Source organism: Vitreoscilla massiliensis, from assembly GCF_001457815.1.
Classification (GTDB): Bacteria; Pseudomonadota; Gammaproteobacteria; order Burkholderiales; family Neisseriaceae; genus Vitreoscilla; species Vitreoscilla massiliensis.
Window position 1 is genome coordinate 792,509 of sequence record NZ_LN898221.1, and the last position, 25,342, is coordinate 817,850.

At 49.9% G+C, this 25,342-nt stretch carries 22 protein-coding genes, 2 tRNA genes and 1 riboswitch; of the genes, 9 read left to right on the forward strand and 15 right to left on the reverse strand.

The genetic code is table 11. The features are described from left to right. Nucleotides 1-46: 46 nt before the first annotated feature. On the forward strand, nucleotides 47-1,141 hold the full coding sequence (aroC, locus tag BN3003_RS15340; RefSeq protein WP_058357499.1) for a chorismate synthase: 1,095 nt from the start codon (nucleotides 47-49) through the stop codon (nucleotides 1,139-1,141). Nucleotides 1,142-1,216: 75 nt separating this feature from the next. Here aroC and BN3003_RS15345 read toward each other — a convergent pair whose 3' ends face one another. From BN3003_RS15345 to trmA, 3 genes are read right to left on the reverse strand one after another with little or no spacing between them, the layout of a single operon-like run. After that, nucleotides 1,217-2,089, reverse strand: a complete 873-nt coding sequence (locus BN3003_RS15345; protein WP_058357500.1) for an alpha/beta hydrolase — start codon at nucleotides 2,087-2,089, stop codon at nucleotides 1,217-1,219. A gap of 3 nt (nucleotides 2,090-2,092) precedes the next feature. Then, the gene (gene trpE, locus BN3003_RS15350; protein WP_058357501.1) at nucleotides 2,093-3,559 is read right to left on the reverse strand and encodes an anthranilate synthase component I; all 1,467 of its coding nucleotides are present in this window, start codon (nucleotides 3,557-3,559) and stop codon (nucleotides 2,093-2,095) included. A gap of 18 nt (nucleotides 3,560-3,577) precedes the next feature. Further along, nucleotides 3,578-4,651, reverse strand: coding sequence for a tRNA (uridine(54)-C5)-methyltransferase TrmA (gene trmA / locus BN3003_RS15355; RefSeq protein WP_058357502.1), 1,074 nt, complete (start codon nucleotides 4,649-4,651; stop codon nucleotides 3,578-3,580). 233 nt (nucleotides 4,652-4,884) lie between these two features. Here trmA and trxC point away from each other — a divergent pair, with 233 nt between their 5' ends. Beyond that, on the forward strand, nucleotides 4,885-5,319 hold the full coding sequence (gene trxC / locus BN3003_RS15360; RefSeq protein ID WP_058357503.1) for a thioredoxin TrxC: 435 nt from the start codon (nucleotides 4,885-4,887) through the stop codon (nucleotides 5,317-5,319). Nucleotides 5,320-5,402: 83 nt separating this feature from the next. Here the strand turns inward: trxC and BN3003_RS18920 are convergent, their stop codons facing one another. Beyond that, nucleotides 5,403-5,600 carry a hypothetical protein gene (locus tag BN3003_RS18920; protein WP_147645454.1) on the reverse strand — a complete coding sequence of 66 codons (198 nt, stop codon included), beginning with the start codon at nucleotides 5,598-5,600 and terminating at the stop codon, nucleotides 5,403-5,405. A gap of 965 nt (nucleotides 5,601-6,565) precedes the next feature. Next, nucleotides 6,566-6,652, reverse strand: a tRNA-Leu gene (locus tag BN3003_RS15365). 78 nt (nucleotides 6,653-6,730) lie between these two features. Between BN3003_RS15365 and rnr the strand changes: the two genes are divergently transcribed. Further along, entirely contained in the window at nucleotides 6,731-9,190 is a 2,460-nt protein-coding gene (rnr, locus tag BN3003_RS15370; protein WP_058357504.1) for a ribonuclease R, read from the forward strand. Nucleotides 9,191-9,514: 324 nt separating this feature from the next. On the opposite strand, the gene BN3003_RS15375 is transcribed toward rnr, so the two are convergent. Continuing rightward, nucleotides 9,515-9,724: a hypothetical protein gene (locus BN3003_RS15375; protein WP_058357505.1), complete on the reverse strand. Its 210-nt coding sequence runs from the start codon at nucleotides 9,722-9,724 to the stop codon at nucleotides 9,515-9,517. 55 nt (nucleotides 9,725-9,779) lie between these two features. On the opposite strand from BN3003_RS15375, the gene BN3003_RS15380 reads away from it, so the two are divergent. The 4 genes from BN3003_RS15380 (at nucleotide 9,780) to thiC (ending at nucleotide 13,734) form a co-directional block, all read left to right on the forward strand. Next, complete coding sequence (locus BN3003_RS15380) at nucleotides 9,780-10,484, forward strand: hypothetical protein (protein ID WP_058357506.1); 705 nt, start codon at nucleotides 9,780-9,782, stop codon at nucleotides 10,482-10,484. 22 nt (nucleotides 10,485-10,506) lie between these two features. Further along, complete coding sequence (locus BN3003_RS15385) at nucleotides 10,507-11,085, forward strand: GTP-binding protein (RefSeq protein ID WP_058357507.1); 579 nt, start codon at nucleotides 10,507-10,509, stop codon at nucleotides 11,083-11,085. A 20-nt stretch (nucleotides 11,086-11,105) separates the two neighbouring features. Then, a complete protein-coding gene (locus BN3003_RS15390) occupies nucleotides 11,106-11,465 on the forward strand; it encodes a hypothetical protein (protein WP_058357508.1) in 360 nt (119 codons plus the stop codon). A 253-nt stretch (nucleotides 11,466-11,718) separates the two neighbouring features. Continuing rightward, a riboswitch (TPP riboswitch) is annotated at nucleotides 11,719-11,827 on the forward strand. A 104-nt stretch (nucleotides 11,828-11,931) separates the two neighbouring features. After that, a complete protein-coding gene (gene thiC / locus BN3003_RS15395) occupies nucleotides 11,932-13,734 on the forward strand; it encodes a phosphomethylpyrimidine synthase ThiC (protein ID WP_082625695.1) in 1,803 nt (600 codons plus the stop codon). Nucleotides 13,735-13,918: 184 nt separating this feature from the next. Here thiC and BN3003_RS15400 read toward each other — a convergent pair whose 3' ends face one another. Together BN3003_RS15400 and BN3003_RS15405 are read right to left on the reverse strand one after the other, a co-directional pair. Next, nucleotides 13,919-14,965 (reverse strand): YeiH family protein, encoded by a 1,047-nt coding sequence (locus BN3003_RS15400; protein ID WP_199822602.1) that lies wholly within the window; start codon nucleotides 14,963-14,965, stop codon nucleotides 13,919-13,921. Between the two features lie 88 nt (nucleotides 14,966-15,053). Next, complete coding sequence (locus BN3003_RS15405; RefSeq protein WP_058357509.1) at nucleotides 15,054-15,974, reverse strand: LysR family transcriptional regulator; 921 nt, start codon at nucleotides 15,972-15,974, stop codon at nucleotides 15,054-15,056. A gap of 484 nt (nucleotides 15,975-16,458) precedes the next feature. Between BN3003_RS15405 and BN3003_RS15410 the strand changes: the two genes are divergently transcribed. Continuing rightward, entirely contained in the window at nucleotides 16,459-16,653 is a 195-nt protein-coding gene (locus BN3003_RS15410; protein ID WP_058357510.1) for a hypothetical protein, read from the forward strand. Nucleotides 16,654-16,738: 85 nt separating this feature from the next. Here the strand turns inward: BN3003_RS15410 and BN3003_RS15415 are convergent, their stop codons facing one another. From BN3003_RS15415 to BN3003_RS15430, 3 genes are all read right to left on the reverse strand, one after another. Next, the gene (locus BN3003_RS15415) at nucleotides 16,739-18,310 is read right to left on the reverse strand and encodes a slipin family protein (RefSeq protein ID WP_058357511.1); all 1,572 of its coding nucleotides are present in this window, start codon (nucleotides 18,308-18,310) and stop codon (nucleotides 16,739-16,741) included. Between the two features lie 365 nt (nucleotides 18,311-18,675). After that, nucleotides 18,676-18,747 (reverse strand) — tRNA-Ile (locus BN3003_RS15425). 319 nt (nucleotides 18,748-19,066) lie between these two features. After that, nucleotides 19,067-19,981: a glycosyltransferase gene (locus tag BN3003_RS15430; protein WP_058357512.1), complete on the reverse strand. Its 915-nt coding sequence runs from the start codon at nucleotides 19,979-19,981 to the stop codon at nucleotides 19,067-19,069. 231 nt (nucleotides 19,982-20,212) lie between these two features. Between BN3003_RS15430 and BN3003_RS15435 the strand changes: the two genes are divergently transcribed. Next, nucleotides 20,213-20,605, forward strand: coding sequence for a YchJ family protein (locus BN3003_RS15435; RefSeq protein ID WP_058357513.1), 393 nt, complete (start codon nucleotides 20,213-20,215; stop codon nucleotides 20,603-20,605). Nucleotides 20,606-20,867: 262 nt separating this feature from the next. Here BN3003_RS15435 and BN3003_RS15440 read toward each other — a convergent pair whose 3' ends face one another. From BN3003_RS15440 to BN3003_RS15455, 4 genes are all read right to left on the reverse strand, one after another. Further along, complete coding sequence (locus BN3003_RS15440; RefSeq protein ID WP_058357514.1) at nucleotides 20,868-21,899, reverse strand: DUF6630 family protein; 1,032 nt, start codon at nucleotides 21,897-21,899, stop codon at nucleotides 20,868-20,870. 104 nt (nucleotides 21,900-22,003) lie between these two features. Continuing rightward, the gene (locus BN3003_RS15445; RefSeq protein WP_058357515.1) at nucleotides 22,004-23,455 is read right to left on the reverse strand and encodes an APC family permease; all 1,452 of its coding nucleotides are present in this window, start codon (nucleotides 23,453-23,455) and stop codon (nucleotides 22,004-22,006) included. 24 nt (nucleotides 23,456-23,479) lie between these two features. Beyond that, complete coding sequence (locus BN3003_RS15450) at nucleotides 23,480-24,178, reverse strand: M15 family metallopeptidase (RefSeq protein ID WP_058357516.1); 699 nt, start codon at nucleotides 24,176-24,178, stop codon at nucleotides 23,480-23,482. A 6-nt stretch (nucleotides 24,179-24,184) separates the two neighbouring features. Next, nucleotides 24,185-25,027: a MurR/RpiR family transcriptional regulator gene (locus tag BN3003_RS15455; protein WP_058357517.1), complete on the reverse strand. Its 843-nt coding sequence runs from the start codon at nucleotides 25,025-25,027 to the stop codon at nucleotides 24,185-24,187. Nucleotides 25,028-25,342: the final 315 nt, after the last annotated feature.

Below are 25,342 nucleotides of genomic sequence, written 5' to 3' on the forward strand. Positions count from 1 at the left end.
TACAGGCCGCTTTTTCAACACCCTCTATCAGAAAAGAACCCGCATCATGCCCGGCAATACTTTTGGTCAAATCTTCACCGTTACCACTTTTGGCGAAAGCCACGGCAAAGCCATAGGCTGCATCGTCGATGGTTGCCCACCTAACATTGCATTGTCAGAAGCCGACATCCAACCCGATTTGGACCGACGCAAGCCCGGCACCAGTCGCCACGTCACCCAACGCCGCGAAGCCGATGAAGTGGAAATTTTATCGGGCGTGTTTGAAGGCAAAACCACAGGCACGCCGATTGCCTTGGTCATCCGCAATACTGACCAACGCAGCAAAGACTATGGCAATATTGCTGAATCCTTCCGCCCAGGCCACGCCGATTACACCTATTGGCACAAATATGGCATCCGCGATTACCGTGGTGGTGGTCGCAGCTCAGCGCGTGAAACTGCCGCACGTGTGGCCGCTGGTGCGATTGCCAAAAAATGGTTGCGTGCACAATTTGGCACCGAAATCGTCGGCTATGTCACCCAAGTCGGTGAAAAACACATTGCGTTTGAAGGCGAACAATACATAGCTGAAAACCCATTCTTCGCCGCCAATCAAAGCCAAATCGGCGACTTGGAAGCGTATATGGACAGCATCCGCAAGTCTTTGGACTCGGTCGGCGCCAAGCTCACCATCGTCGCCCGCAACATTCCTGTCGGCTTGGGCGAGCCGGTGTTCGACCGCTTGGACGCCGACATCGCCCATGCAATGATGGGCATTAACGCCGTCAAAGGCGTGGAAATCGGCGACGGCTTCGATGTGGTGGCACAACGCGGCAGCTACCACGGCGACGAACTCACGCCGACCGGCTTTAAAACCAACCACGCTGGCGGCATCTTGGGCGGCATCTCTACCGGCCAAGACATCAGCGTTAACATCGCCATCAAACCAACCAGCTCAATCGCCACCGAACGCGAATCGATTAACATCCACGGCGAAACGATGACGCTCGCCACCCACGGCCGCCACGACCCTTGCGTGGGCCTGCGCGCCGCCCCCATCGCTGAAGCGATGCTGGCCTTGGTCTTAATCGACCACGCCTTGCGCCACCGCGCCCAAAACGCTGACGTCAAGGTATCGACGCCGGACATTGAGCATTTGTAAGTTGTTATAACCATAAAAGCGGCCTGTAAACCCCATCTCAGGTTTACAGGCCGCTTATGCATTCAATAACGAAGATTAAGCGCGTACTGCTGTCAATTGTTGCATCACTTCGCGGATGTGCAGTGCGGCTTGTTGCCAGTCTTGCTCCAACATCACACCGTGGCCCATGGCGTCTATCCAGTGTACTGGCACTTGGTAACTCATGGCGGTTAATTCGGTGATGTTTGGCGGCACGAGGCGGTCTTGTTTGGTTCCCATCACCGCCACTGGGCATTTGCGCCACCACGGCGTCAGAATCGAACCTTGTGCCAACTCTGTCCACAAAATCGGTGATTCGGGCACAGCTTGGGCGGCGTATTGCGCCAATAAAACCGGATTAATCGGTTGTTCAAACAAGCCTTCGCGCAATTGTTCGGCGCTGACGCGGTTGCCTTGTTGAATGAGTTCGGCCATGTGCATCATGTCCATAGGGCGCAAAAACCAATTGCTCCACGCCAATGGCGTTAAGCCTTGCGGCGGGATGGAACACAATAATAAAGCGGCCTGTAATTGGCGCGACACCATCAGCCGTTGCAACACCATGCCACCCATGGAATGGCCGATGACGATGGGCATTTTGCCGGTTTGGCGGTAGATGTAATCGACGGCGATTTCGGCATCGCTGACAAAATCGTTCAAACCAAACCAACCATTGGCTTGGCTGTTGCCATGGCCACGGAAACTCAAGGCCCATGCGTCCCAACCGTGGTGGGCAAAGTCGGGCAAGAAATGTTGCCAACACCACGCACCAACAAAAATACCGTGTAAAAACAACACCGGCGTACTGTCGTTGTCGTGCACAGACACATGGCGCAACAATTCCAGCGGGTAAGCGCAATTGTCAGGCTGTATGTGTTGTATGGTTTCCGTTGCCACCAGAAACTGTTGGTTTAAGTCTTGCCACTTCATTGCTTATTTGTCCAATCCGTCTTGCACCATGTGCGCGGCTTTCACCACCGCCATGGATTTATTGCAGGTTTCCAACCACTCCATTTCTGGAACCGAATCAGCCACCACACCACCACCCGCTTGGATGTACAAGGTTTCATTGCGGATGACGGCGGTGCGTATGGCGATGGCCAAGTCCATGTCCCCACTGAAACTCAAATACCCTGCTGCACCACCGTAAACGCCGCGTTTGGAAGGTTCCAATTCTTCGATGATTTCCATCGCACGGATTTTCGGGGCGCCGGATAAGGTGCCGGCTGGGAAAGTGGCTTTGATGACGTCCATATTGCTGGTATTGGGTTTTAACAAACCTTCTACATTCGATACCATGTGCATCACGTGTGAGTATTTTTCGATGATCATTTTGTCGCTGACGCGCACCGTGCCGGTTTGGCTGATGCGACCGACATCGTTGCGGCCCAAATCGATTAACATCACGTGTTCTGCCACTTCTTTGGCATCTTGTTGCAAGTCCAGTGCCAACTCCGCATCCTCGGCCGCATTGGCGCCACGTTTGCGTGTGCCGGCAATCGGGCGCACGGTCACGGTATCGCCTTCTCGGCGCACCAAAATCTCAGGCGACGAGCCGACAATGTAGAAATCGTCCATGTGGTAATAGAACAAATACGGTGATGGGTTCAAGGTGCGCAAGGCGCGGTACATATTGATGGGTTGCTCGGTAAACGGCATGGCCATGCGGCGTGAAGGCACCACTTGCATGCAATCGCCAGCCAAAATGTAGTCGCGCACTTTTTCCACCATCACTTCGTAATCAGCTTGGCTGATTTCGCTCACTGGCTCACTGCGCGCGCCGCCCAAAGACAAAGGCAAGGCTGGGCTTTGGCGCAATTGCGTGCGCAAGTCTTCCAAGCGGCCACGGGCTTTATTGTAGGCATTCGCTTCTTCAGGATTCGCGTAGACGATTAAATGGATTTTGCCGGTTAAATTGTCGATAACGGCCAATTCTTGCGACAGCATCAACATGATGTCGGGCACGCCCACAGGATCGGCTTCGGCGTATTTGCCCAAGCGGCTTTCGACATAGCGGTTGATTTCATAACCAAAATAACCGGCCAAACCGCCAGTAAAACGCGGCAAATTCGGGATTTCAGGCGTGTTAAACCGATCCATATAGCTTTGTACAAAATCGAGCGGATTGCCGTCATGGCTTTCGGTCAATTGGTGTTGCACATACACTTCGGTATGGTAAGCCCGCACCTTTAAATAGGTGTGACAAGGCAAACCGATGAAAGAATAGCGACCAAAACGCTCGCCGCCTTCAACCGATTCGAGCAAATAACTGAACGGCTTGTTGGCCAATTTCATGTACAAAGACAGCGGCGTGTCCAAATCGGCGAGTAATTCTTGTACCAACGGAATGCGGTTATAACCTTGGGCGACCAAATCTTGGTATTGTTGGGATGTCAGCATCGTCTTCTTTCCGGGCGCTTACACGCGCTCAAGCAAAACACCCGCCTCAACATGGTGGGTGTGTGGAAATTGATCAAACACCGCCGCTTTGGTGATGCGGTGGGTTTGCGCTAAGGTGTTTAAATTGTCGGCCAGCGTCAAAGGATTGCACGAGATGTAGATGATGCGCTCAAAGCCTTGCAACATTTTCAAGGTGTCGTCGTCTATGCCGGCGCGTGGAGGATCGACAAACACGGTCGAAATATCGTATTCGGCCACATTAATGCCAGCTTCTTGCAAACGGCGAAATTCGCGCACACCATTCATGGCTTCGGTCAATTCTTCCGCCGACAAGCGCGCGATTTTGATATTGTCACAGCTGTTTTCGGCAATGCTCCATTCAGCGGCCTGTACCGAAGTTTTGGAGATTTCTGTGGCCAAGACTTGGCGGAAACAACGCGACAAGGGCAAGGTGAAATTGCCATTGCCACAATACAATTCCAATAAATCGCGGTCGTTGTCACCGGCCGCATCTACCGCCCACGCCAGCATTTTTTCGCATACCCACGCATTCGGTTGGGTAAAGCCGCCTTCGATTTGGCGATAGCGATAGGTGCGGCCTGCCACATTCAATGCTTCGGTTACATAATCTTGGCTTAACACGATTTTTTGTTTGCGGCTGCGACCGATGATGTACACGCCCAATTCGGCTGCTAATGCACGCGCAGCGGCTTCCCACTCAGCATCCAAAGCGCGGTGGTAAACCAAGGTAATCAACATGTCGCCGCTTAAAGTGGCCAAGAATTCCACTTGAAACCATTTGTGCGTCAACACGGTATTGCCCGCTACTGCCGCCAATAATTTCGGCATGATGGCGGCGATGGACTCGTGCACAATCGGCCAACTGTCTATGATTTGAACTTGGCGTTTGCCTTCAGGATTGTCGGTGGTGTAAACCGCATAATAAGGTTTGCCCTCTTGATGCCAGACCCGAAACTCAGCACGCATGCGATAGGCATCGCTTGGAGATGCAAATTGTTCCACTTCACCTTGATAATGGGGCGCGATTAATTGCTTGAGCTTGTCGGCATGTTGTTGCAACACGTTGGGCATTCCTGAATAAAAGGAGAGATTATAATGCCCGCTTCCAGACTTAACCACACCAAACACACTACCGTCTTGATTATTTTGTGCGCTGCCACAGATAAGCGGCCTGTAAACACAGTTAAACCCAGTTTACAGGCCGCTTGTAAACTGCGTATGCTGGCGCCATGCCTTTTTATTTAAACCATCTTGAAAACAATCTTGCCCGCCCAAGCCAAGGTTCACACCTTAAAGGAATCACCATGAACGAAACCCTGCACTGTGTTTGCCCCCACTGCCATTCCACCAACCGCGTGCCCGTACAGAAACTCACCGAGCAACCCGTGTGCGGCCATTGCAAGGAAGCCTTGATCACCGGCAAGCCGGTGGTGTTAGACCAAGACAGTTTTGCGCGCCACATCCAGCGCAGCCAATTTCCCGTGGTGGTGGATTTTTGGGCGCCGTGGTGTGGCCCGTGTCAAATGATGGCGCCCGCTTTTGCTGAGGCCGCTGAGCGTTTAAAATTCAAAGCACAATTGTGCAAATTAGACACCGAAGCCCATCCACAAACCGCCGCACCGTATGGCATACGCAGCATCCCTACCATGGCAGTGTTCAAAGAAGGACAAGAAATCGCCCGCGTATCAGGCGCCATGCCTGTGGGCGAAATTGTGCGTTGGGTAGAATCGGTGTTGTAAGCCTTTGTGTAGGCGGTTTTGCCGCCATACAGACATGAAAAAAGCCACTCATTCGTGGCTTTATTGGCGTTTGTCTGTTGCACCTAGCTGAGCAACTGTCTGAGATTGCGCTCGCGTATATAATTGATGGCATCATTGAACGCCTCAAACATCAGCACACTCGCCTGCTCATCCACATACGGCTTGGGCTCACCTCGGGCTTCAAATTCCATGATTTGATAATACACCTTATCTTCGGCTGAAAATTGCTGTTTCACTGGCCAATATTTCTTTCCTTGCACGATGCATACTCCCCACTGGTGTCGAAGTAGTAAGACCATACTAATACTCCATATGAGTTTATTCAAGCATCCTGAAGTCATCCATACGCAATAAAACCTATTCAGGCACAATATCAACATTTTGTATCAAAAATAAATCTGTATTTACACAAAATTGGTATTTCATATTTAAAACAGCCAAATAAATCAAAAATTATTGCAACAAAGTTAAATCACTCTTGTTTGCATTGCAACAAAAAACACTGTCTTGATACCAGCTTGCTGTGAATCATTGCCAATACATCATGACATCACTTTGGCAACACCCACCACATCAGCCACCCACTGCTTCAACACCATGCTGGGGGCGATGCTCTCGCTGCAATGACATACCTACATTAGCAAGATGCGGCCTGTAAGCCTGTGTTTCGTGTATGAATAAGGTACTTGATTTGACTTAATATTTATTTTGGCTATAATCAACTTGTCTTTGAAACGAGCCTCGCAACGAAGACTCCTAATCAGTGAAGTTGCCTCCCATATTGGCCTTGTAAACTTGGGAAGCTTGGTCAGCTATTCAGTGCGACTGGATACATTTTAATAAAGGTTTGGTCATTTATTTTTATTAAAACGCATTCTATATCCTATAGTGTTACCTACTCAGCCCACCTCTGCCATCAGCGGTGGGCTTTCACATGCCTGCAATTTAAAATTCATTCAAACGATTGCTTACGCAATCCCCATAATATGCGGCCTGTAAAGTCATGAGAAACTGCCAAACACACTGGCGCAGGTTTGCACAATCACATCTTAATTGAACTTATTCGGTCATCACGCAGACAAAGACAGCGGTACGCAACATACAAGCGGCGCTATTTTGAACTTGTGTCAAAAAAACTCACCTGAATTTAAGAAATATTTGTTTGAAATAATTTGATGACAGAGTCTGGTAACACCCTGCAACTGCTTGAGAGTTAAAACATCTTTGGTGCCCAGGAGAAGACTCGAACTTCCACACCATTGCTGGCACATGGACCTGAACCATGCGCGTCTACCAATTCCGCCACCTGGGCATAGATGAAAACGCAAATTTGATGCACAATGCGTTTTATTGCGAAGTCCGCATTATAGTTTTCTTATTGAGAAAGTCAATGACAAAAAGAAAAAATAATTTACGCGCCCAAGATCCGTTTCTTGCGCGTGAACAAGAAAAATACAGCGATCCACTCCCCAGTCGTGAGTGGGTGATTGAATTATTAGAGAAAAAAGGCGTGCCGGTGAGCACGGAAGAATTGGCCACGGTGTTGTCAATTCGTGAAGATGAGATGGAATTTTTTCGCCGTCGCTTGGGTGCGATGGTCAGAGATGGTCAGGTTCACATCAACCGCCGTGGTTTGGTGTGTGTGGCGGAGAAGCTGGCTTTGGTCAAATGCCGCATTGAAGCGCACAGCGATGGCTTTGGTTTTGCAGTGCCGGTAGAAAAAAAAGAAGGCGATACCGATTTGGTATTGTATGAACGCCAAATGCGCGGCCTGATGCATGGCGATGTGGTGACGGTGCGGCCTGTAGGCGTGGACAGACGCGGTCGCCGTGAGGGGCAAGTGCTGGACATCATCGAACGAGCCAATACCTCGGTGGTGGCGCGTTTGGCCAAAGAAGGCGACATCGCCGTGGCCATACCGGAAGACAAACGCATCTCGCAAAGCATCGTCTTGGATGCCAAAAGCATTGGGGATGCCAAAGATGGTCAAGTCATCAATGTGGCATTAACGCGCTATCCTGAAAAAAATCTGCCTGCCACTGGTAAAGTGATCGAAGTCTTGGGCGACTATGCCTACAGCGGCATGGAAATCGAGATTGCGGTGCGCAAACACCATTTGCCGCACAAATTCTCACCTGCTTGTTTGAAAGCAGCCGGTAAAATCCCGGATAAGGTCAAACCTGCTGAGCGCAAAGGCCGCGTTGATTTGCGCGACTTGCCTTTGGTCACCATAGACGGCGAAACCGCGCGCGACTTTGACGATGCGGTATATGCCGAGAAAATCGGTCGCAATTACCGTTTGGTGGTGGCGATTGCTGACGTTAGCCACTATGTCAAAGATGGCGATGGCATCGACATCGATGCACGCGAACGCGGCACCAGCGTGTATTTCCCGCGCCGTGTCATTCCGATGTTGCCAGAAAACCTGTCCAATGGCATTTGTTCGCTTAATCCGGATGTGGAGCGTTTGTGCATGGTGTGTGACATGGTCATCACCAATATGGGCAATGTGAAATCGTATGAGTTTTACCCTGCGGTAATGCGTTCGCATGCGCGCTTGACCTACACCCAAGTGTGGCAATGGATAGAATCAGGTGAGCAACACGATTTGAAACCGCAAATCGACACCTTGTACCAGTTGTACCAAAAGCTGTTTAAAAAACGCCAACAACGCGGCGCGATGGAATTCGATACCGTCGAAACGCAAATGGTGTTCAACGACAATGGCAAAATCGACCGCATCGTCCCTGTGGTACGCAATGAAGCCCACCGCTTGATTGAGGAATGCATGCTGGCGGCCAACGTGTGTGCGGCGGAATTCTTGCTCAAGAGCAAACACCCATCGCTGTACCGCAATCACAAAGGCCCAACGCCTGAGAAATTGGAAACCTTGCGCACGCAACTGGCCTTGTTTGGTTTGGTATTGGGCGGTGGTGACAACCCCACTCCGAAAGACTATGCCACGCTGGCCGAACAGTTTACAGGCCGCCCTGACAAGGAATTGTTGCAAGTGATGTTGCTGCGCTCGATGCAGCAAGCGATGTACGAAGCGAAGAACGATGGTCACTTTGGCTTGGCCTACCAAGCCTATACCCATTTCACTTCGCCAATACGCCGGTATCCCGACTTAACCGTACACCGCGCCATCAAAGCGGTGCTGTTGGGTGAAAAATACCAAGTCGATTCATGGCCGGGCTTGGGCACGCACACTTCTTACACCGAACGCCGTGCCGACGAGGCCAGCAAAGGGGTGGAAAATTGGCTCAAGACGTATTACATGCAAGACAAAGTTGGCGAAGTGTACGAAGGCCGCATTTCTGGCCTCACCAATTTTGGTTTGTTCGTGACCTTAAACGATTTGTACATCGACGGTTTGGTGCACATCAGTGATTTGGGCGAAGACTATTTCAACTACCGCCCTGAAATCATGGCCATAGAAGGCGAACGCAGCGGCGTGGTCTTCAAAATGGGCGATGCGGTGGTGGTGAAAGTGGCCAGCGCCAATTTAGATACTGGCAAGATAGACTTAAGCTTGGTGTCTGGCGGTGGCAAATCGGCCAAAGGCGAACGCAAAACCCGCAGCGACAACCGCAGCAAGAACAACAAAACCAGCGCCACGGATGAATCCAGCGCCAGCAGCAAGCGCCGCAAAACCAGTCGTGCGGCCGCGAACCAAGTAGCGCAATCGCGCCCACCCAAATCGCGCAAAGCCCGCCGCAGCGCCCAAGGGGTCAGCGCCAGCAGCAACAGCGCCAGTGGTGCGGAGAAAACCACCACCAGCAAAGCAGCCAAGCGCAACAGCCGCAAAAAGCCCAGCAAACCCAATCGCAATGGCGGCAAAAAAAGCTGATGGGTATTAAACCTTAGCTGATTGTATTCACACGCATAGCAAGCGGCCTGTAAAAGTTTACAGGCCGCTTTTTTATGGCTTTTACAGCAGCAAGCATTAAATAACCAATGGCAATAATATCAAATTAGAATAAAACTTGAGATTATATCCATTGTAAAGTACAATGCCTAAAGTTGAATTTCGATAGGAAATTCAAGTGATTAATAGTGATTATTTTTAAATGTTTTTTTAATGTAGGTACAAAGCATTTAAAAATGGTCGATTGCTTGGTAGGTAATGACGAGAGTAATGGATAAGACCACTATCAGGGTTTCGTTTCTCAGCTTAACGCTGCCAAACGAAGCCTTGCTCAAAGACAAAATCACTGCGGTAAGCCAATCCATGTCTGTGGATGTGCGTTTCAGCCGTGGCCTTGCTGCTGATTTGTTGTTTCTGCCAGTTTCCTCCCCTTTTGCGCATGTCTTGCTGCAACAGCCCAAAGATGCCAACACGCCCATGCTGTTTTTCATCAGCGATGAGCAGCAAGGCGGTCATATGGGGCATCCTTGCATCAGTTCCTTGCATCAGTTTGGACATCAGCACCGACAATATGCAGCAATTGTTATCCAGCTATTTGAAGCTAGAACAAGCGCCGCAAAGCAAACCAGTGACAGCAAGTGAAATACCGTTCGCCAATCTGACTGAGCTGGCGCAATTGCTGTTGCAACCGGTATTGAAAGACGGCTTGTTTGCGCTGAAAACGCCATTACAAAATCTGATTTTGAATTTCCCTGCCGATTTGTTTCATGTCTCTGCTGCCGATAAAAGCCAGTATAACGACAGCAACAAAACGCTGTTGTCCTTAATCGACAAACTCAAATTGGGCGGCACGGTGTTGGCCATCAAAACCGATGCCAGCAAACAATTGGAACGCAGTTTTACCCCACATTTTTTGGACAGATTGTTGTGGCTGATAGGCCAGCAACTTCGCCATCAATTATTGGTACCTGTGGCCGACAACAGCCAATTTTTCATCACCCATTATCCCGACTTTGGTCAGCTGAAAACCGATCATATCTACCTGCGTTTGTGCACCTTAATGGCACAACAAGCCATCAGCATTCAAGAAATGAAAAAGAAATTTCATTTGTCGCATGAGCAATGCATGGGGTTTTTGAACAGCTGCTTGCTCAATGATTGCTTGGTGCACACCGGTTTGGACAGTGACCTTAAGCCGCCTCCAACCACGCAGATTACCTCCACATTAAGCTTATCTGAAATACAAGGATGTCGCATAGACTTGGGCATCAAGTAAACACACACTGAAAGTATGAGGCATGTTAAAGAAATTCAAAGTGCTTTTTGCAGGTGATGTGGGTACGGGCAAGACCACCGCCATCAATAGCATCAGCGATATTCCTACGGTGTATACCGATGTGAGGGCTTCCGACATAGAAGACATAGGCAAGACCCATACCACCGTGGCGTTTGATTATGGGGAAATCCATTTGGCTTATCTGAACAACCGCTTGCGTTTGTATGGTTTGCCTGGGCAAGTGAGGTTTTCCTTTATTTGGGACATGTTGTCCGATGGCGTCATCGGCATCGTGTTATTGGCCAACAACCACCGTGACAATGCTTTGCATGAAACCGAACAGTTTTTGCAAGCGTTCTTGCCCATATTACAAAAAGAACAGGTGGCGATGGTATTGGGCCTGACCCACGGAGACGTCAGTGCCCATTACAAGTCCAAAGATTATTGGAAAATCTTACAAAAATTTCACATCAACGCGCCTATTTTGAGCATAGATGCGCGTGAAAAAAACGATGTATTGCTTTTACTGGAGGCCTTATTCAGCCAAATCGAAGCAACACACCGTCAAACCTTGCATGAATCAAAGCATTCATGCACTTAACCCTCCTTAAGGAAACAATTATGGCAAACGCTAAAGAGATATTAAACGACATCATGACTTTGGACGGCGCACTGTGTTGCAGCATCGTCGACAGCAAAAGCGGCATGATGTTGGAATCAGCAGGCACAGGTTTGAATTTGGAAATGGCTTCAGCCGGCAACACCGAAGTGGTGCGTTCTAAATTGAAAACCATGGAAATTTTGGGTTTGGACGATTACATCACCGATATTTTGATTACCTTGGGCAAGCAATACCACATCATTTACCTGATTCCTGCGGTCAAAGGGGCATTTGTGTACGCGGTATTGGACATCAACAAGGCCAACTTGGCGATGGCACGTCGTAAAATCCAAGATGTGGGTGCTACCTTAAAAATCTAACACCAATCAGACAGGGATTACTAACATCATCCCCTTAATGGAAGAGGATTACGTTAACAATTCTAAACTTGGGTCGTGAAAACCATTCATGGCCACGAAATCCATTCCCAGCCAGCTGTACCGATTACCCCTCATCTTATCGGTGCCGCTGGCTTTTTCTGCTTGCCCATCTGCCGTCCTTACCCTGATTCATCCACCCTCTTCCTGCCTGAGCAACTGGACAAAAGCCGCGCCAGCCCCTACACTGCCACCTGTCGACTTGACGGCGTGCTTGTGTTGCAAGCTGAGATCGCATCAAAAATGCGGATGCCGTTGAACCTGATCTGGTTAGTACCAGCGTAGGAATCAAGTGACGCAGCTTCTTTATTTCATGTGTTTACAGGCCGCTTATGCGCCTTGTGTGTCTGCACATGTCTTGATGTTGCGTGAGCTTGATTCATTCACCACGTTACATAAGGCTAAGTGTATGAATCAACACATTACCATCACGCCGTGCTTGTCTGCAGCTACGGAAACCACCTCCCACCAATTCGCCTTCCCCAACTCACAGAAAAACTATGTCATCGGTTCGCAAGCCAATGTCCGTGTGCCCATGCGCGCCATTCATTTGGCCGACACACCTGAACATTTGGGCGGTGGCAAAAACGAGCCCGTCTTGGTCTACGATACCTCAGGCGCATACACCGATCCCGAAGTCAGCATAGATTTACAACAAGGCTTGCCAGCGCTGCGTGCGGCTTGGATAGAAGCGCGCGGCGACACCGAGCAATTGGACGCGCAATCGTCGGCTTACGGCCGCGAACGCTTGGCCAACCAAGCTTTGGACGACATTCGCTTTGAACACTTGCGTCTGCCGCGTCGCGCCCAAGCCGGTAAAAACGTCACCCAAATGCACTATGCCAAACAAGGCATCATCACGCCTGAAATGGAATTCATCGCCATCCGTGAAAACATGCACCGTTACCAAGTGCGCGATGCAGTGTTGCAGCAGCAACATGTCGGTCAACCTTTGGGTGCGCTCATTCCTGCCGACATCACGCCAGAATTTGTGCGCCAAGAAGTGGCTGCCGGTCGCGCCATCATCCCCAATAACATCAACCACCCCGAAACCGAACCGATGATCATTGGGCGCAATTTCTTGGTGAAAGTGAATGCCAATATCGGCAATTCGGCACTGGGCTCGTCCATAGATGAAGAAGTGGCGAAAATGACGTGGGCCACGCGTTGGGGTGCCGATACCATCATGGATTTGTCTACTGGCAAAAACATCCACGAAACGCGTGAATGGATTATCCGCAACGCACCTGTACCCGTAGGCACGGTGCCGATTTACCAAGCCTTGGAAAAAGTGCAAGGCGTGGCCGAAGATTTGACTTGGGAATTGTTCCGCGACACCTTGATTGAACAGGCCGAACAAGGCGTGGACTATTTCACCATCCACGCCGGTGTGTTATTGGAATACGTGCCCTTAACCGCCAAACGCTTAACCGGCATCGTCTCACGCGGTGGCTCCATCATGGCGCAGTGGTGTTTGTCGCATGGCAAGCAAAACTTCTTGTACGAGCATTTCGACGACATTTGCGACATCATGAAGACTTACGATGTGGCCTTCAGCTTGGGCGATGGTTTGCGCCCCGGCTGCCTACAAGACGCCAACGATGCGGCGCAATTCAGCGAGTTGCGCACCTTGGGTGAATTGACCCAACGCGCATGGCAACACGATGTGCAAGTGATGGTAGAAGGCCCCGGCCACGTGCCTTTACACATGATACGCGCCAATATGGATGAACAATTGGCCGCGTGTTTTGAAGCGCCGTTCTACACCTTGGGGCCACTCACCACCGACATCGCTCCCGGTTACGACCACATTACCAGTGCGATTGGTGCTGCCAACATCGCGTGGTATGGCACCGCCATGCTGTGTTATGTCACGCCGAAAGAGCATTTGGGCTTACCGAATAAGCAAGACGTGAAAGACGGTTTAATGGCCTACAAAATTGCCGCCCACGCTGCCGATTTGGCCAAAGGCCACCCCGGTGCGCAAGTGCGTGACAATGCATTATCCAAAGCACGGTTTGAATTCCGCTGGGAAGACCAATTCAATTTGTCGCTAGACCCAGAAACGGCACGCAAAATGCACGATGAAACCTTACCAAAGCAAGCGCAAAAAACGTCACATTATTGCTCTATGTGTGGACCCAAATTTTGCTCGATGAAAATCTCCCAAAACGTGCGCGAATACGCAGCCCAATTGGAAGACTTGATTTAAGCAAGTAAGCGGACTGTAAACCAAGCTGCACACACACCCCAAAACCACGGCCACACTGCCGTGGTTTTTCGTTTACAGGCCGCATGTGTCTTTTGAAAATAAAACTTCCAACAAATCTACAAAACAAGCAAGTCACCAAACAAGTTTGATGGCTTTCAATCCAGTCGAGCAGAGGACATCTCGCTTAATAATATGGGTTTAATAAATACACACTGAGGCTGGACAAGCTCAACAACAACACAAACAACACCGTCGCCAACAACATCGGTTTGATGCCAGCTTTACGGATGACGCTGATTTGGGTGGTAAAACCCAAGGCCACCATCGCCGTACACAACAGCAACACATCCAAAGCTTGCAAACCATGCAGCAGCGCCGCCGGCAACAGGTGTAAAGAGTTCAAACCCGCGACCGCGATAAAGCCAAACGCAAACCATGGAATGGTGATACCAGTTTTGCTGCTCGCGGCCTGTTGGTTTGTGCTGGGCAGAAAACGGGCAAACACCCACATCACCAGCATCAAAAACGGCGCCAACATCATCACCCGCACCATTTTCACAATCACCGCCATTTGCGCAGTGTGCGGGTCTATCGCCTTGCCTATCGCCACCACTTGCGCCACTTCGTGCACCGAAGAACCGATGAACAAGCCTTGCAAGACCGGTTGGCCGTCTATCCAGCTCTGCGCTACCATTTGTTGCAGCAATACTGGGTATAAGAAAATGCTGAGCGTACCAAACACCACCACCGTGGCCACGGCCACGGCAATGTGCTCGCTTTTGGCCTTAATCACCGGCGCAGTGGCCAAGACCGCCGCCGCACCGCACACCGCACTGCCAGCGCCGATTAAGGCCGCTTCATTGGTGTCCAGTTTGAACACACGGGTGCCCAACAGCAAACCGGTGAAAAACACCGTCAAAATCACCACCACATCGGTGGCCACGCCGGCCCAGCCTATGCTGAACACGTCTTGGAAGGTAATGTTAAAACCATACAGTATGATGCCCCAGCGCAAAGCATGGTGTTTGGCCGAGGCAATGCCGGTGTCCAAACGCTGTTGCACGCGTGTGCTGGTGACATTGCCCAACACGATGCCGACCACGATTGCCAAAATCAGCGCACTCACACCATGGCTTTGCAGCCACGACCATTGACTCGCCCACAAGCAAGCCACAGCGATGGCCACCATCGCTGTCCAACCTAAAATCATTTTTTTATCAAAATATGCCATTTTTCAACACTCTTTTCATCGTGTTGACAGTGTAGATGAAGATAATTAAGTGATAAAACGAATTTATATGGTTATATTAACCGTATTTTTAGGTAGATTTTACGCAGTCCAAACTGTGTAACACATTGAGTAAGGTTTGATTGAGGTGTTTGTTTTGGTGGCAAATCCACGAACACATGCGGGTAGTGACTGGAAAGACGTGTTCCAACACCATTAAGCGGCCTGTAAGCAATTCTTCTTCCACCACCCAGCGCGACAAACAGGCCAAGCCCAAACCCAAGATGGCGCAGCGTTTGATGGCTTCGGAGCTGCTCAATTCCAAAGCATTGGCATATTGCCCCAATACCGGCAACAGCATTTGGTCGGCAATGACTCGTGTGCCTGAGCCTTGTTCTCGCAACAACCAAGTAGCGGCCTGTAACTGAGTCACATCGACTGTTTCAGGGTGTTGCAACTGTGTCGCCAGCGCATGCGTCGGCGCCAACACCACCACCATTTCATCGCTGCGCCATGGGTGCACTTGCAGCATAGGGTCCAAACACGGCCCTTCGATTAAGCCTATGTCCAATTCAAATTGCGCCACTTGTTGGCAGATGTCGGCGGTATTGAGGATGCGCACCTCGGTATTCCACAGCGGGGTGATGGCCACGTTTGCAGCCAAACGCTGCAGTAATTTCGGCAACACATAATTGCCTATGGTGGTGGTGCTGCCCAAACGCACACTGTGCAAGACCTTATTGTCGTCGTCCAATGCCGTTTCCAATTGCTCAGCCAAATCCAATAAAGGCCGCGCGTGTTGCAACAGCAAGCGCCCGCTTTCATTTAGCACCAAGCGTTTGCCGACACGATCGAACAATTGCGTGTCCATCAAACGCTCTAATTCATTTAAGGCCGCACTCACTGCCGATTGCGACAAAGCAATGACTGTGCTCGCCGCCGTGGTGGAACCTTGCTCGGCAATGGCGACAAAAATGTGCAATTGTCTTAAGGTAAGCTTGGGCAATTTCATCACGGTGACAACCTTTTGGACAGGATTAAGAAGACGTTTAAACTACACATTTTTGCACAGTCGCATCCTGACCGCGCGCAAAACATCTGCAGCGGTGACTGTATAAGCGGCGTCATGACACCCATTGTGCTCTTTGACGCGGCAAAGATGTTGCATCATAAATGGGCAAAACCACCAAAATATTAGACCTTAACCCTAAAGTTCCAGCTCAAGGATAAAATTATCCTATTAGCATAATAATTCAAAGCAATTAATACTGAAATCAAGAATTTATCATCTATTGATAAAGCCCTTTAAAATCATCCGATTACCCCATATCTCTAATTGATAAGGATTTAGTGTACAAATACATATATTTATTACACATTTTAAATAAATCAATTTTCATTCTGTCACAATAGAAACTATGATGTGTTCACATTAAAAATCAATAAAAAGAATGATTATGAGAAATCTGAGGCTACTACAGGGAAAACGGCCGGGTTTGAGTACCCCCGAACGCATCATTGCCATGCTGAGGCAATTAGACCATTGCAACAAAACCACTTGCTTAGAATTGATCATGCAATTGGACATCACCAAACAAATCATCTTCTTAAACAGCTATCTGAACGCACTGGAAGCCTTGCCAGATGAGATGACGGCCGTAAGTTTTGCCGAGCAGGCCCAAACCAACTGAATCAGCGCCAGCTTACCTCACCAGCGCTTTTTGCTGCATTTCACACCAAACAAAACTCAAACCACCCGCACACACACGAGGGGTGTTATTGATTTTTGTTTGGGGTTTGGATATTGATTAAGCCATTCAAGATCCCATCCAAGCCACCAAACACCGAAATTTTGTCGATTTTCTCAGTGACTTTTTCCAAGGTTTCCAATTCTTTCAAACGCAAAGCGGTCGGATTTTCTTCCATCACCCGGGCAGTATTGAGCAGCGAACGCGTGGCAGCGGTTTCTTCGCGCCGACGGATGTTATTGGCCTGTGCTGATTTTTCCGCTTCCACCACTTTGGTTAAAATTTGGCGGATTTCGCCCGGCAAGATGATGTCTTTCATGCCCATGCTGTCTATGGCGATGCCGAGGATATTTTGTTGCAACACATGTGCCATCAAGGCCTCGTCTACCGCTTGTTTGTCCGCCAACAATTCGTCTATGCTGCGACTGCCCACCACGGCACGTACCGCAAATTGCAATTCACGATACAGGTAATCGCTGGCCTTGGCATACAGTTGCGCCCAAGCACTGCTGTCGGTGACATGGTAATTGCACACCACATTGACGCGAATGGTGACTTTGTCGGCACTGAGCAATTCTTGTCCGCTCACTTCGACGGTTTGCACGCGCAAATCCACCACTTGCCATGACTGGGTTTGGTGCAAATGCCAAAAATAATGGCTGCCCGCTTCCAAAATCTGCTCATGCTGATGGTCGGTATTGAACACGGCTTGGTGTTTGGCCGGCACCATCACCGTTTGTACCATGGCACTGAAATCCGCTCGCTGCTGAAAATTCACTGCCTGCAATTGCGCCAACACCGCTTCATTGATGCGGCCATCGGCAGGCAACGGTAAACGCTCTACCGTCATGTCCTCGTGCGCTTGGCGCCAAAAAAACGCTTGGGTATTGGGCTGTATGATGTGTTGCAGTTGCTGTTGGTAAGTACACAGCAACAATTCATCAGCAGCGGCCTGTAAGCATTCAAAATGCGCCGCAACGATGTCAGGGCTTGCGCTGGCCCAGCTTTGCAATTGTGGCGTGTCGGCATACAAACGCGGCTGGGTCAAGGCAAACAAAACCTTGACCGTGGCCTCATCCACATTCAACACATATTGCCCACGCGTGAGGATGCGCACCAAACTGCCTTGCTCAAGCACCAACAAGCGCTCATCGGCATTGACGGTATAGGCTTTCAAGGGTTTGGGCAAAGGCGCAGACAACAGCAATGTTTGTTGTAAAGACTCGTCCAACCAATGTTGTTGTTTGGGCACGATGTGCACATGAAGCTCACCTTGTTCAGGCCGCCAAAACGCGTGTGTTTGTCCACCTTGCAAGACTTGCAAAGGCTGATAACGGTGCCAGACCAAGGCAATGTGTCCGTCGGGTACGTCGACCACTTGCCAGAATTGCTCACACACATCGCGTTGGTAACGCAAGGCTTGCGCCAAACCCGACCACGACACTTGCAAATTCTCGGTACTGTCTTTAAAGGTTTTGAGCTGTTTGCCCAAGGTAGATAAGCGGTGTTCGCCAGCAGCCAAGACCGTCAATAAGCGATTATCGTCGGTCACGATAACCCGTTCACTCGGTGACACTTTGATTTTCAACTGCCAAAACATGCGCTTATCCTTTAAATGTGGGCGGCCTGAACCAAGTGTTTCCAAATCGGCTTGTGGTCAGACTGTGTGTGCAGCAGGAAGCAGCAAATACGGACGGTGCTGGGTTTCACATCTTGCCTAAACCAGCCACACCGCCAGTGTTTTGCTGCCCGCCACTGCACTTTGCAGTTAACAGACAAGACAACCCGTTTACAAACAGCCCAAACACTGCCGCTTGCAAATACACCAGGCCCAGACCGCGGGGTATTACACGATACTGCTATGAGACTGCCATAGGGGGAGTTGCCTCCCAAGGTTTGCAAAGGTGGAATCGAACCACCGCTAAAGACCCGGATAGGGTCTTGCTTTAACCGCTAAGCTATTCGCAATAATTGAAGGAGTCGAACCTTCTACCGATGAATTATGAGTTCACTGCTCTACCATTGAGCTAAATTATCCATGCAACCATGCTCGGCATACAGAACGATACCTCGCCTGCACCAGCCAGCCGTGTAAGCTGAACCAAAGAGCACCATCACACGGCTGGGATTATAGACATAAGGCAGTGACACTGACCAGTGTATTTGCTCAAATGGCATACACAGCGAATGATAAAGGCATGAATAGTGTGAGGTGATTTGTTCAGATGGATGACAAACTTGAGCAAGCATCATATCTTGTGCACTTGTCTGTTCAGCTTGTGTACCAAGCAGCAACCAATACAAATGCGGCCTGTAAACACTTACAGGCCGCATAAAATATATTACATAAACAGGCTTAATGGTCTAAAGAAAAACCCTCTTTCTTGCCACTGAGGCTGTTTTTGATTTTCTTCCATGTGCGCGACAACGCCGATTTTTGTTCTTTGTGGCGCGTCACATCATTGCCGGAATAATTGACTTGGGTGGCTTTTGGGAAAGCGCCAAACGCAGCATGACGGTAGTTTTCTGGCACATAACCTGCCGCCAAGGCTTCGTGGTAATACTGGCGGAACAATTCGCTTAAATCTGCGCGTGGATGCGGCATAACCGCGCCATCAAACCAGTGCTTTTGACCCTCGGCTTGCAAGCGTGGGAAAGAGAATTCATGGCTAAACTGCGTGCCCATGTCAGAGTAATGCAGGATTTTGATTTTTTCTATCGGCAAATCCTCGCCATCGACACAATTGTAAGTGGTGTCTTGGTATGGCTGCACCAAACTTGGCTGGTCTTTTAATTTTTGCATCAATTTGTGGTGGCCTTCAGGGTCGGCCTGTAAGTCTTTTAAAGCCGGCAAATGTTTCTTGGCTTCAACATTGTCCCACACGCAGGTGCACAAACGCGCATTGTATTGACCACCCTTGCCCGCCACCATCGCGCCGGCGGCCATAGGATGGTTCCACAATTCGGCCAAATCGCACAATACCACCACATCGGCATCCATATAAATGGCGCGGCCTTCAAAGCCACAATATTCAGGAATCGCCCAGCGGAAACCCGAAAACGGCGTGGCCCATTTCTCGGTGCGCCAACCTTGCTGGTTTTGTGGATCGGAAAACCACACGCTGTTGTCATCGCGGCTCAACTGCATCCACACAATTTCAACCGGTTGCTGTGTGTGTTTGTGGATGCTGTAATCCAACACCATCATTTGTTCCAAATCACAGTTGTTGGGGTCGCAGCCCACAAATACCTTAATGGTGTCACCACTCATCTTCGTCTCCTGTTGTGCTACAGCACGCGCGTTTGCATTGATTAATGGGCACAATTATAGCATTGTTTGCCCTAAAGCCCGAGCTTCATCACTTGACGTACATCATTGTAAAAGATGGATTTTCTTGATTTTTCACACAGCCGTTGCAGTTTTTTGCCGCGATTTAAGCTGTGGTGCGGCGCTTATCTGCCGTACAATGGCCGCCGTTTCCACCAACTCAAGAGCTGACACATGAGCAAAAACAAAAACGCTGCACTGTGCCCATGCCAATGGCAAGAAAATGTGCTGTTTGCCGAGTGTTGTGGCCGCTACATCAGTGGCGCAGCGCTTGCGCCCACAGCCGAGGCCTTGATGCGCTCACGTTACAGCGCATTTGTGCAAGAGCAGGCCGCGTATTTGCTGCAAACATGGCACCCGTCTACCCGTCCTGAACACTTGGATTTTGAGCCCACACAGTGGTTGGGCTTAACAGTGCTGTCTGCCCACGACAGCGACGACGACCATGCCGAAGTCAGTTTTGTGGCGCGCTATAAGATCAATGGTCGTGCTTACAAACTGCAAGAGCACAGCCGTTTTGTGCGCGAAAACGGTGCATGGTTGTATGTGGATGGCGATGTGGCTTAATACGGTGTTGGCAGGATTTTTGTTTCACACTTCATAAACGCTCTGCAATTTAATAAGCGGCCTGTAAATCCAATATCCAGTTTACAGGCCGCTTGTTATCACAGCTCAAGTTGTTACAGGCCGCATCTAAACTTTATTTATACTAATACCACCCATATAAAGCCTTAACCCAACTTACAACCCACACGCAAGCGGCCTGTAAACCCCTCTCAGGCTTACAGGCCGCTTATGCTGTAGATTGAAAACATCGAAGCAACAATGCTTACGCCAAGGCCTCCAAATCACAACCCAAGCGTTGGCTCAGTTGCAATACTGTGTCCACTTGGTATTCGGGCAAGACAAAAAAGTGGTAACTGTCGCCGTAGTTTTGGTAATTCATCAACCGTTTTTGTTGCGCCGCCAAGGCTTGTTGTGCGTACGGGAACAAGTCTTCGCCATAAGTCTCATCCGGCGCGGCCAGCTCAAAGCTTTCTTGCTCGAGCAAATCGGCCAATACCTCGCTTAAATCGTCGGCGTCGAATTTCCAATCGTGGTGAAACACGTTTTCATGGAACAGCCATTCGGCCAAATCACCTTCATTCATGCCCTCGTCCACGATTAAGCGTTGGTGTAAGGCTTCGGCCGCTAGTGCCAAGGTCGCAGCGGCGGTATTGGGGTTGAGCAATTGCAATAAAGACACATAATCATCGGGCTTGGGCTCAGGCACCAGTTGCGATGGGTATTGCCACTGCGCAAAATCGGTGGCAGGTTTGCCCAAGTACTCAACCACGGCGGCCAAGACGATGCCCAAGTCTATGTAAGCGGCTTTGTGGATGTCGTTGCTGAAAAACTGCGAGCTCATCAATTGCTCGTCCAAGGTTTGTGCGCCCAACATCATTTCGGCATGGCTGTCCGACTCTAGGTCTGTCCACAGCAAGCGGTATTCACACGCTTCGCCGAGTTCATCATAGCCCAACCATATCCACATGCGGTTGATGTTGCCGCTGCGCTCATCAGCGTCGTCCAATACCGGCAACCATTCCAAGGCCAACACATAACACCACCAACCGTCGTCCCACGTCGCATCGTCTATGTTGGGAAACGCCATTTGTGCCAACAGACGTTGCGAAAATTCTTTCAGGCCGCTCATGCCCACCCGTTTAAAGTCTTCTTCGGCAAACGAATCGGGCAAGCCGTACATCACCACGCCCACGGGCGTGTTCAAATGGTTCAAATCCATGTTGAATGACCACAGCTCACGCTCGGCCATTTGTTCAAACACATACTTCATGGGCTCAAAATACAGTTTGTTCATGCGCGTCTTTCAATGCTTAAAGTAATGGTGTCAAATCACAATAGAAAACCCTGTTAAAGTGGACTGAAGACTTTAACAGGGCTTATTTAAATCGCTCTTGGCGATTATTTCAATTTTTTAATTTCGTCGTAGCTGTCGCCCAACATGTTTTGCAAGGCTTCATCATCGCTTAAGTGGTTGTTTTTGGTTTGGATTGCGTACATCACCGCACCTAAAACCACCCACAACAATAAAATCACATATTCAGCCGGTTTCAAAGACATGGACGTGCCCGGAATCAAAGTCATCAAGATGATGCCGACCGCGCCCAAGGCACCGACAAACGGCAAGCATTTCACACTCACTTGGTAAGGACGGCTGTTGTTCGGGTATTTTTGACGGATTTTGTACATGCACATCACCGTCAAGGCCCAAGACAAGCCCACATACACGCCACCAGTGTCCAAGAACCAAATCATCGCACCCTTACCCAACCAACCCAAAGCCAAGGTGATGATTAAAGTCATGGTCAAGGCATTGGCAGGCACGCCGTTTTGATTCACTTTGCCCAAGAACGCTGGCAACAAACCACCACGTCCCATGGCGAAAATAATGCGTGAACAACCCATGGCCATGCCCAAAGAACCCGTGCCCATGCCCAAGAAGGCAATGCCCATCGCCGCATAGCCCAAAGCAGGATAACCAGCGTGTGTGAAGGTAGAAACCGCGCCAAATTCCATTTGCGCCGAATCTTGCCAAGGAATGATCATCGCCGTACCGAGCAAGACCAAGCAGTAATACGCACCGGCCAAGAAGATGGTCAACACAATGGCCACGCCGATTTTCTTAGGCGAAATGCGCGCCTCTTCGGCCAACAACGACACCAAGCTAAAGCCGGTTAAGAAAGTCAAAGCCGGAATCACAAAACGCATGGTCGAGGTCACGCCGTGCATCACATCGGTTTCAGTGGCACCGACTGCGGTAAACGCCGGAGTAAAATTGTCCCAACTGCCCAAACCGATACCGGCCAAGGCCAAAGCCACACCCAACAAAACTTTAATGCCAAACAAAATCTTCTGTGTGCCCGCACCGACGTCAACGCTTTTGCTGTTCAGCAAATAAAACACCAACACCAATACCACGCCGGCCACCAAGCCCCACAAATACACATCGCTGCCGGCAATGCTGTACAAGGTCACGCTTTCTAAAGCCGGTTTTAAAGCCGGAAAGCCTTTGCTGAGCAAGCCACCAAACGCCGCCATGTAAAACGCGGTCGAACTGATGAAAGCGCCAATCAGCAACCAGCCGATGACAAAAGCCAATTTGCGGTTATACGCAATAAACGTGAACAAAATCTCGCCACCGGCGCGAGGAAACTGCGCTGCCAATTCAGCGTAAGCAACGGCCACGCAACCGGCCAGTAAACAGGCCAAAACCATGCCCAAAACCACGCCACCGGCGGTGTATTCGGTGAAAAACGAACTGGTGGTGTATATCCAACCCGAGCCGATGACGCCGGCCGTACCCAGAGTCACCAAAGAGGTGAAACTCAGGGATTTCTTTAAAGAGTTACTCATTATCAATCTTCTATCTGTGTGTGTTTATAATTGTTCTGCTGCACCGTAAACGGCGTAATCGCGGCCTGAATAATGCGCCCACAATTGGTTGCCGTAATCGTAATGCCACCACTCGCTGGTGATGTTGGTGAAACCAACGCTGAGCATGGCGTGGTACAACGTGCGGCGATTGGCATGCGCCACATGTTCAGGCTGGTTTTCATACGCGGTGGTAAACGATTTATCGGTAGGCTCATCGAAATCCGAACCCATGTCCAAATACGCGCCGGTATTGAGGTCAAACAAAGTCACATCTACCGAGCCGCCAGTCAGGTGAGGGCTGACAAAATCGGGGCCTACGGGCGCAACAAACTGCTTTAACATCGCTTTTTGTTCGTCTGCGCTCAAATGTGGGTAGGTTTGTTTGATGACATCGCCAATTTGGTCTTGCAAGGCTTGTTGCACCTCGCGTGAACGCCACGCGTCCAAAACCACGATGCCCAAGTGCTCAGGCAGCTGCGTCGTCGCTTCGCGCAGTTTCTCTATCACGCTCGCGCGCGCTGCACACAGATTGATGGCGTGCGGCACTTGGTTTTTAAAGTAAATCGGCTCTTGTTTGAGTCGGCTTTCATTCGGCACCGCCACCAATGGCTCTTGGTTGTCGACGATGGCGATGCGCTCCACGATGTTCCAATCGTGGTGCTCCCTGCTCGGGATGCGTTTGTGTGTGTGCGTGTGATGCATATTGTTCTATTCCTCAAATTGTCTGAATGCGTCTTGCAAGCGTTTATTGACCTCCATGCGTTGTTGTAATTGGCCGCCCAATTGGCTGGCCACATCGTTCAGCAGATGCTGCAATAAAGACAGCACCGGCGTCATCGAATCCCAAAATTGTTGAATGTCGGTTTCCAGCGTCAGCACATGGCCGTGCAAAGACTGCGCCCATGGGCAATACACATCGGTAATCAAACCGTATGGCAGGCGCAGATTTTCCGCTGCCATACACAAGCGTTTGGTGTGCACGGCGTAATGGCGAAAGTCGGCCGTCAGCAAAAACGTTTGTTGGCCATTGTTCAAAGCATCGATGTAAGCGCCCGAGCCGCCATCACTGAAATGCACATTCGGGCGCATGTATTCGAGCAAGCTGTAAAAATAATGCAGCAAGCCACGGCTGGATTGGATGCCGACAATGTAGACAGCATCGGCCTGTAAAATCTGTTGCAAGATGCGTTGGTAAGCGGCGGAGTTGCGCAAGGCAAAAACTTGCTCCACATGGCGGATTTCGCGGCGCAGGCTCAAATCGGCCAAGTCCTCATCACGCTCACGCTCCATGTGATTGCTGACGCGGTCGGTGACAAACCAATGGGTTTTGTAATGGCTTTTCAATTCCAAACGGAAGTCTTCCATGTTTTGGAAACCCAGTTGGCGCAAATAGCGGCCGACGCTGATGCTGCTCACGCCCACTTCTTTGGCGATGGTTTCTGCCGATTCAAACGACAGATTGTCAAAATTGCTGAGGAAGTAATCGGCGATTTTTTTCATCGCCGGCGTCAGCTGTTGCAAATTCTCTTGGATGCGTTTGTAGAGTGACATGTTATTCAGATAACTTATTTTGTTGTTGATGTTAGGATAACAACATTTGTTTGATTTCGTAAAGATGGTAAACCACTATTAACAATGAAATTTTAATAAGCCCAAACTGAGTATAGATGGTCACTGTCATGGTTCCACACCGCCAACACCCATGCTCAAGCAAGCACAAATGACCACTGGCACAGCAGCAGCCACAGCGGCTTAGTCCATGATAAGCAGCTGAATTGACTGTAATAAACCGATTTAGAGGTTTTATTTGTGAATAAGTGATTGATAGCGCGTAGCAGCGCTGCTGCTCGGGCTGATTGAAGCTGC

Excerpts from the sequence above, each read along its gene's own strand:
- aroC (WP_058357499.1), top strand. The coding sequence starts at position 47 with ATGCCCGGCAATACTTTTGGTCAAATCTTCACCGTTACCACTTTTGGC.
- BN3003_RS15345 (WP_058357500.1), bottom strand. The coding sequence starts at position 2,089 with ATGAAGTGGCAAGACTTAAACCAACAGTTTCTGGTGGCAACGGAAACC.
- trpE (WP_058357501.1), bottom strand. The coding sequence starts at position 3,559 with ATGCTGACATCCCAACAATACCAAGATTTGGTCGCCCAAGGTTATAAC.
- trmA (WP_058357502.1), bottom strand. The coding sequence starts at position 4,651 with ATGCCCAACGTGTTGCAACAACATGCCGACAAGCTCAAGCAATTAATC.
- trxC (WP_058357503.1), top strand. The coding sequence starts at position 4,885 with ATGAACGAAACCCTGCACTGTGTTTGCCCCCACTGCCATTCCACCAAC.
- rnr (WP_058357504.1), top strand. The coding sequence starts at position 6,731 with ATGACAAAAAGAAAAAATAATTTACGCGCCCAAGATCCGTTTCTTGCG.
- BN3003_RS15375 (WP_058357505.1), bottom strand. The coding sequence starts at position 9,724 with ATGACCGCCTTGCTGCTCATCGCTGATGAAAAACAGCATGGGCGTGTT.
- BN3003_RS15380 (WP_058357506.1), top strand. The coding sequence starts at position 9,780 with ATGCAGCAATTGTTATCCAGCTATTTGAAGCTAGAACAAGCGCCGCAA.
- BN3003_RS15385 (WP_058357507.1), top strand. The coding sequence starts at position 10,507 with ATGTTAAAGAAATTCAAAGTGCTTTTTGCAGGTGATGTGGGTACGGGC.
- BN3003_RS15390 (WP_058357508.1), top strand. The coding sequence starts at position 11,106 with ATGGCAAACGCTAAAGAGATATTAAACGACATCATGACTTTGGACGGC.
- thiC (WP_082625695.1), top strand. The coding sequence starts at position 11,932 with ATGAATCAACACATTACCATCACGCCGTGCTTGTCTGCAGCTACGGAA.
- BN3003_RS15400 (WP_199822602.1), bottom strand. The coding sequence starts at position 14,965 with ATGGCATATTTTGATAAAAAAATGATTTTAGGTTGGACAGCGATGGTG.
- BN3003_RS15405 (WP_058357509.1), bottom strand. The coding sequence starts at position 15,974 with ATGAAATTGCCCAAGCTTACCTTAAGACAATTGCACATTTTTGTCGCC.
- BN3003_RS15415 (WP_058357511.1), bottom strand. The coding sequence starts at position 18,310 with ATGTTTTGGCAGTTGAAAATCAAAGTGTCACCGAGTGAACGGGTTATC.
- BN3003_RS15430 (WP_058357512.1), bottom strand. The coding sequence starts at position 19,981 with ATGAGTGGTGACACCATTAAGGTATTTGTGGGCTGCGACCCCAACAAC.
- BN3003_RS15435 (WP_058357513.1), top strand. The coding sequence starts at position 20,213 with ATGAGCAAAAACAAAAACGCTGCACTGTGCCCATGCCAATGGCAAGAA.
- BN3003_RS15440 (WP_058357514.1), bottom strand. The coding sequence starts at position 21,899 with ATGAACAAACTGTATTTTGAGCCCATGAAGTATGTGTTTGAACAAATG.
- BN3003_RS15445 (WP_058357515.1), bottom strand. The coding sequence starts at position 23,455 with ATGAGTAACTCTTTAAAGAAATCCCTGAGTTTCACCTCTTTGGTGACT.
- BN3003_RS15450 (WP_058357516.1), bottom strand. The coding sequence starts at position 24,178 with ATGCATCACACGCACACACACAAACGCATCCCGAGCAGGGAGCACCAC.
- BN3003_RS15455 (WP_058357517.1), bottom strand. The coding sequence starts at position 25,027 with ATGTCACTCTACAAACGCATCCAAGAGAATTTGCAACAGCTGACGCCG.